Genomic DNA, 6,486 nt, shown 5'->3' on the forward strand with positions numbered 1-6,486 from the left:
CCAGTGCCGTCCTGCCTATCCTGCGCCACCACTCACCTTGGCCGGGAACCTGCATGCCCTCCATTCCCTGCCGTGCCGCACTGAATTTGCCGCTGCAGTCGAACTGGGCGCTGCCGGCGGCGGCCGCCGTCGGGGCCGTGGTCGGAGGCGGCTTTGCGCTGGCCTTCCAGGGCGCGTCCAACCTGCTGCCGGGACTCACCTTCGGCAGCCTGCTGGGGGTGGGCTGCGGCAGTGTGCTGCGTCATCAGGACGCGCACGACACGCGCCTACGTGCGTATCAGGCGCACGTGCGTGCGTTCGCCGACTACCCGTCGGTGCATGCGCTGCTGCGCAGGGCAGGCACCACGGTCGAGGATGATGCGGCGCTGCGGCGCTTGTCGGAGAAACTGGAGGCCAATGTGCTGCAGATGGTCGACCGCTTCAACGCGCATTGCGAGCGGTGGGGATGGACCCCCCACCGTCTGATCGGCGATGTCATCCGGCATTTCTACCTCAGTCACTGCGCCGACCGCGGCGTGATGTTGCTGAGCAAGCGCAGCGTGAATGCCTGCTATCTCGTCGCGGCCCACATCGCGAATCAGGAGGCAATTACCGCGGCGCTGAACCAGGAAGACGTTGCGGCCGGCACCATGCTGCGGCGCATGCACTGCCCCTATCTACGCGTGGACCTGGCCAACGCGCGGCTGGCCGATGCGCACGCCTTCACCACCGAGGTGTGTGATGGCGAATGGGAGGTGCGTCCGGCCAGGTCGTCGACGGGCCTTCGCATCGAGCCGCAGGTGACCGTGATCCGACGCCGACGCGTGCGGGCCGATTGCCACGGTGGCGAGCGCGTGATGCCGGAGGCCGCGGCCATGCCGGTGAACGATGCGCCGTTGCTGCTGCGCGGTCCCCGGCTGCGCGCCAAACTGGCGGAGCTGCCGGCCAGCAGCCGTACCTGGCGCGAGCTGGAACGGATTGAACAGGACCTGGCCGCCAACCGCCCCTGCGGTCATCTCATCCGTTACCAGGGCGAGGAGTACCTCGCCAGCGACCTGCATCTGGAAGGGCGTCGGTGCCCGGGGCGCAATGCGTGGCGACTGCTGCATCGACGCATTCCCGGCGGGTACGAGCTGGTCGACATCGTCGATCCGCACACACCACGCCGGTGAGGGGATCAAGCCCCGGCCGCGCTCAGGTGCTCATACAGGATCGTGGCACCGACAATGATGAGGATCACGCCACCCACGATCTCGGCGCGCTTGCCGACCAGATTGCCCAGCACCCGGCCCAGCATGACCCCGGTGGTGACCATCAGCAGCGTGCACAGGCCGATCACCGCGGCCATCACGCCGATATGCACGTCAAGGAAGGCCAGGCTCACGCCGACCGCCATCGCGTCGATGCTGGTGGCAAAGCCGGTCATGGCCAGGTGCCAGAAACCATGGTGTTTGTCGGGATCTTCGTCGGCATCGTCGCCTTCGGGTTTCACCCCGTTGATGATCATGTGCACGCCCAGCGCACCCAGCAGCACGAAGGCGATCCAGTGATCGAACGCCTCGACATAGGACGAGGCGGCACGGCCCAGCAGCCAGCCGATCACCGGGGTGACCGCCTCGATCACACCAAAGATCAGGCCTGCGCGCAGGGCATCGACGAAACGTGGCTTGCGCATGGCGGCACCCTTGCCGATCGCCGCAGCGAAGGCATCGGTGGACATGGCAAAGCCGATCAACAGCATGGAAACGGGGGACATGGCGTCACACAACAGGCTGGGCGAGGACAGGCAACGGTCCGCGTTCGCGCCCAACCTGACGTTGCGCACGCGGACCGCTGGTCTCGCCAACCATCACAGGCTGCCCGCACCACGGCGCACTGGCCGAGTATGTTGATACGGGCGTTTCCTTTGCAGGAAACAGGCTACTCCCCAAGGGGACGCGAAGCTTAGCACCGCGAATGCGGTTTACGGCTTGATGCGGTGAATTGCGCAGGGGATGCTGGGTTATATAGCTGCTGCTATATCGGTCCCGAAAGCAGCGGGGCAGAGCCCCGCTCTACGTCAATCTTCTTCCGGCGGAAGTACCAGCGGCTCATCATCCAGGGTCAGCTTGCCGGCCATCAGCACCGCCTGGGTGCGGTTGGTGACCCCCAGCTTGCGCAGAATGGCGGTGACATGCGCCTTGATCGTGGCTTCAGACACATTCAAGTCGTAGGCGATCTGCTTGTTCAAACGTCCCGCGCCCAGCATCTGCAGCACGCGGAACTGCTGCGGGGTGAGCTCGCGCAGGCGCTGCCCGACCAGCCGTTCTTCGTGTTCGGTCTCCGGCACGCTGTGCGCTTCTGGCGGGGCCCAGGTTTCGCCATCCAGAATGGTGCCCAGCGCGTGGCCGATCGTGTCCGAATCGGCCGACTTCGGAATGAAACCGAACGCGCCGTGGTCCAGCGCCCGCCGCATGACGGTGGGTTCTTCGCGCGCGGACACCACCACCACCGGCAGGTGCGGGTGCAGGGCGCGCATGTGCACCAGCGCGTTGAAGCCCTGTGCGCCGGGCATGTTCAGGTCCATCAGCACCAGGTCGGCGTCGTTGTGCTCATCAGCCAGGTGATACAGCGCTTCAACGCTGTCGGCTTCGTACAGTTCGACGCCGGGAATCACCCGCTGCACCGCGCCGCGCAGGGCTTCGCGGAACAGCGGATGGTCATCGGCAATCAACAAGGTCGGCATGTGGGGGAGCCTACCTTATTTGACCTTGCGCTCTTCCACCAACGACGCCACCACCGAAGGATCGGCGAGGGTCGAGGTGTCACCGAGCTGATCGGGTGCGTTCTCGGCGATCTTGCGCAGGATGCGGCGCATGATCTTGCCCGAGCGCGTCTTCGGCAGGCCCGGGGCCCACTGCAGGTGATCCGGCGCGGCAATCGGCCCGATCTCCTTGCGCACCCACGCCACCAGTTCCTTGTGCAGTTCGTCGCTCGGGGCTTCGTCGGCCACCAGGGTGACATAGGCATAGATGCCCTGGCCCTTGATGTCGTGCGGGAAGCCGACCACGGCGGCTTCAGCGACCTTCGGGTGCGAGACCAGTGCGCTTTCCACTTCGGCGGTGCCGATGCGGTGGCCGGAGACGTTGATCACGTCGTCCACGCGCCCGGTGATCCAGTAATAGCCATCCTCATCGCGACGGCAGCCGTCGCCGGTGAAGTAGCTGCCCGGGTACGTGCGGAAGTAGGTGTCGATGAAGCGCTGGTGGTCACCGTAGACGCTGCGCATCTGGCCCGGCCACGAATCGCGGATGATCAGGTTGCCTTCGGTGGCTCCTTCCTGGATCTCGCCTTCCGCATTCACCAGTGCCGGTTGCACGCCGAAGAACGGCAGCGTGGCCGAGCCCGGCTTGAGGTCGATGGCACCGGGCAGCGGTGAAATCAGGATGCCGCCGGTTTCCGTCTGCCACCAGGTGTCCACGATCGGGCAGCGGCTGTCGCCCACCACCTCGTAGTACCAGCGCCACGCTTCCGGATTGATCGGCTCGCCCACGCTGCCCAGCAGGCGCAGCGAGCTGCGTGAGGTGCGCTTGACCGGTGCCTCGCCTTCGCGCATCAACGCGCGGATCGCGGTCGGGGCAGTGTAGAAGATGGTCACCTGGTGCTTGTCGATCACCTGCCAGAAGCGCGAGGTGTCCGGATAGTTCGGCACGCCTTCGAACATCAGCGAGGTCGCGCCATTGGCCAGCGGGCCGTAGACGATGTAGCTGTGGCCGGTGACCCAGCCCACGTCGGCGGTGCACCAGTAGATGTCGTCCTCGCGCAGGTCGAACACCGATTCATGCGTGTACGCGGCATACAGCAGGTAGCCGCCGGTGGTGTGCAGCACGCCCTTCGGCTTGCCGGTGGAACCGGAGGTGTAGAGGATGAACAGCGGATCTTCCGCGTTCATGCGCTCGGGCTCGCACTGTGCCGGCTGCGGGTCCACCACATCGTGGAACCAGCGGTCGCGCGGAGCCTGCATGTCCACCGCACCGCCGGTATGGCGCACCACCAGCACGGTCTCCACCGTGGTCGTGCCCGGAATCTTCAGCGCCGCATCCACGTTGGCCTTCAGCGGAATCTTGCGGCCGCCGCGCAGGCCTTCGTCGGCGGTGATGATCAGCTTGCTGCCGCAGTCGATCACGCGGTCGGCAATCGAATTCGGCGCGAAACCACCGAACACCACCGAGTGGATCGCGCCAATGCGCGCGCAGGCCAGCATGGCAACCGCAGCGTCGACGATCATCGGCAGGTAGATGGTGACGCGGTCGCCCTTCTTGACGCCGAGGCTGCGCAGCGCATTGGCCAGGCGGCAGGTGCGCTCGTACAGCTCGCGATAGGTCACGCCCTTGGCCGGTGCGTCCGGGCTGTCCGGTTCGAACAGCAGCGCGATCTTGTCGCCGCGCGCGTCCAGATGCCGGTCCAGGCAGTTAACGCTGGCGTTGAGCTCGCCATCCTCAAACCACTTGATACGGAAATCGTCCAGCTGGTAGCTGACGTTCTTGATCGTCTTGGGCGCGGTGTACCAGTCCAGCCGCTGCGCGGCCTTGCCCCAGAACGCGTCCGGGGTCTCCACCGACTCTTTGTAGAGCTGCTGGTAGGTGTTCTTGTCAATGCGCGCCTTGGCGGCAACGTCCGCCTTGACGGGGTAAAGATCAGCCATGGCACCCTCACTTGCACGTGGACTTGGGTTGTGCAGTTGCAGCATAACCCGCGAATGTTCCCCCTCAGTTTGCCGCATCCATCGCACCCCGCGTTACCCCGGCGGTTAGACCTTGGTCGTAAAACAGCGCATGCCAGGTGGGGCAAGGCTCCTGGCGACCTCCTGCCTTCGACCAATGGCGAATAGCCAGGGTGCGTCAGACGGCCGCACGCTCGGCTCGACCGTGACCCCACACGCGGCGATCACTTTGCCACCCGGGAGAGAGGGCAACATGAGTACCCGTATGTTGAAGACCGTGCGTAAACCCCTGGCGACCTGCTTGCTGGTCGCTCTGGTTGCGCCCGGCATGGCGTTTGCGCAGACCGCCAAAGAGCAGGCACTGGAGGCACGCGTCGCTGAACTGGAACGCCAGGTGCAGCTGCTGTTGTCTTCGCAGCAACAGCAGCAGACGCAGATCACCCAGACCCAGCAGGACGTCACCGCGGTGCGCACGGTGCAGGCCGAGCAGAAGCCGGCGGTACCGGCTGGCAAGCAGCCGATCCAGGTCACCACCATCACCCCGGGCGCAGCACCGGGTACCACGGTCAAGATCGGCGGCTTCATCAAGGCCGACTTCCTGGCCACCCAGACCGACGACGGTCAGCTGGCCGACGACGCCACCGGCCGCGCGCTGTATCTGCCGGGTCAGACCCCGGTGGCCGGTGCCGGCGGCAGCGGCGAGCGCTCCGACGTGGACTTCAACGCCCACGCCAAGTTCTCGCGCTTCAACCTGGGCATCGACAACGTGAGCGAATCGGGCAACAAGGCCGGTGCGTTCTTCGAAATGGACTTCTTCGGCAACTCGCTGGGCAACCAGACCGCCACCAACACCTATGGCGTGACTCTGCGTCACGCCTACATGTACTGGAACAAGTGGCTGGCCGGCCAGACCTGGTCGAACTTCATGGACGCGGCTTCGCTGCCGGAGGCGGCCGACTTCGTTGGTCCGACCGACGGCGTGCTGTTCGTGCGCCAGACCCAGATCCGCTACACCAACGGTGGCTTCAGCATCGCGCTGGAAAACCCGGAAACCACGGTACTCACCGGCACCCGCAATCCGGTCACCGGTGCCTGGACCAACGCGGCCAGCAACTCCGACCGCGGCAGCCTGCCGGACCTGACCGCGCGCTATGGCTGGAAGGGTGACTGGGGCACCTTTGGTGTCGGTGCCATCGTGCGCCAGCTGAAAGTGGACAACCAGGCCACCGGTGCCGACGCCGACAAGATCGGTGGCGGCTTGACCCTGGGCGGCAAGTGGGTGATGGCTGACAGTGACACCCTGCATTACCAGATCAGCGGCGGCGAAGGCATTGCCCGCTATGTGGGTCTGGGTGTCACCGCGGATACCGCCTACGACGTCGCCCGCGACGAACTCAACCCCACGGGCGTGCTGGCCGGTTATGTCGGTTGGCGGCACGCCTTCACTCCGAAGCTGCGCACCAACCTGATCTACGCCCGCAGCGATTACGACAACGATGGCAGCCTCGGCCCGCTGGTCACCAAGAGCGTGCAGAGCATCCGCGGCAACATCTTCTACACGCCGATGCCCAAGGTCGATATCGGTGCCGAGTACATGTACGGCGTGCGTGAGATTGAAGACGGCCGCAAGGGCGACATCAACCGCGTGCAGTTCACCACCAAGTACAGCTTCTGACAGATTTGCCGGGTAGAACCCGGCACTACAAAAACGTGCCGGCGTAACGCCGGCACACCACCATGCTTCGGAGGGGAAGCGTCTCATGTCCAGCACACCTAGTACCCCGCACGATCCCGCGGGGTCCCGG

At 65.4% G+C, this 6,486-nt stretch carries 5 protein-coding genes and 1 riboswitch; of the genes, 2 read left to right on the forward strand and 3 right to left on the reverse strand.

The window, feature by feature from the left end:
• Positions 1-53 precede the first annotated feature (53 nt).
• Positions 54-1,151 carry a hypothetical protein gene (locus QMX83_RS05705; protein WP_282295685.1) on the forward strand — a complete coding sequence of 366 codons (1,098 nt, stop codon included), beginning with the start codon at positions 54-56 and terminating at the stop codon, positions 1,149-1,151.
• A 5-nt stretch (positions 1,152-1,156) separates the two neighbouring features.
• On the opposite strand, the gene mntP is transcribed toward QMX83_RS05705, so the two are convergent.
• From mntP to acs, 3 genes are all read right to left on the reverse strand, one after another.
• Positions 1,157-1,735, reverse strand: a complete 579-nt coding sequence (gene mntP, locus QMX83_RS05710; RefSeq protein WP_282295686.1) for a manganese efflux pump MntP — start codon at positions 1,733-1,735, stop codon at positions 1,157-1,159.
• A 52-nt stretch (positions 1,736-1,787) separates the two neighbouring features.
• Positions 1,788-1,914: riboswitch (yybP-ykoY riboswitch) on the reverse strand.
• A gap of 124 nt (positions 1,915-2,038) precedes the next feature.
• Positions 2,039-2,704 carry a response regulator transcription factor gene (locus QMX83_RS05715; RefSeq protein ID WP_125360565.1) on the reverse strand — a complete coding sequence of 222 codons (666 nt, stop codon included), beginning with the start codon at positions 2,702-2,704 and terminating at the stop codon, positions 2,039-2,041.
• A gap of 15 nt (positions 2,705-2,719) precedes the next feature.
• On the reverse strand, positions 2,720-4,663 hold the full coding sequence (acs, locus tag QMX83_RS05720) for an acetate--CoA ligase (RefSeq protein ID WP_282295687.1): 1,944 nt from the start codon (positions 4,661-4,663) through the stop codon (positions 2,720-2,722).
• A gap of 271 nt (positions 4,664-4,934) precedes the next feature.
• Here acs and QMX83_RS05725 point away from each other — a divergent pair, with 271 nt between their 5' ends.
• Complete coding sequence (locus tag QMX83_RS05725) at positions 4,935-6,356, forward strand: DcaP family trimeric outer membrane transporter (RefSeq protein ID WP_282295688.1); 1,422 nt, start codon at positions 4,935-4,937, stop codon at positions 6,354-6,356.
• Positions 6,357-6,486 lie beyond the last annotated feature (130 nt).

The organism is Stenotrophomonas sp. PS02289 (assembly GCF_029960115.1).
Taxonomy (GTDB): domain Bacteria; phylum Pseudomonadota; class Gammaproteobacteria; order Xanthomonadales; family Xanthomonadaceae; genus Stenotrophomonas.

Bases quoted from the DNA above. Each gene is read 5' to 3' on its own strand.
- mntP (WP_282295686.1), bottom strand. From the start codon at position 1,735: ATGTCCCCCGTTTCCATGCTGTTGATCGGCTTTGCCATGTCCACCGAT.
- QMX83_RS05705 (WP_282295685.1), top strand. From the start codon at position 54: ATGCCCTCCATTCCCTGCCGTGCCGCACTGAATTTGCCGCTGCAGTCG.
- QMX83_RS05725 (WP_282295688.1), top strand. From the start codon at position 4,935: ATGAGTACCCGTATGTTGAAGACCGTGCGTAAACCCCTGGCGACCTGC.
- QMX83_RS05715 (WP_125360565.1), bottom strand. From the start codon at position 2,704: ATGCCGACCTTGTTGATTGCCGATGACCATCCGCTGTTCCGCGAAGCC.
- acs (WP_282295687.1), bottom strand. From the start codon at position 4,663: ATGGCTGATCTTTACCCCGTCAAGGCGGACGTTGCCGCCAAGGCGCGC.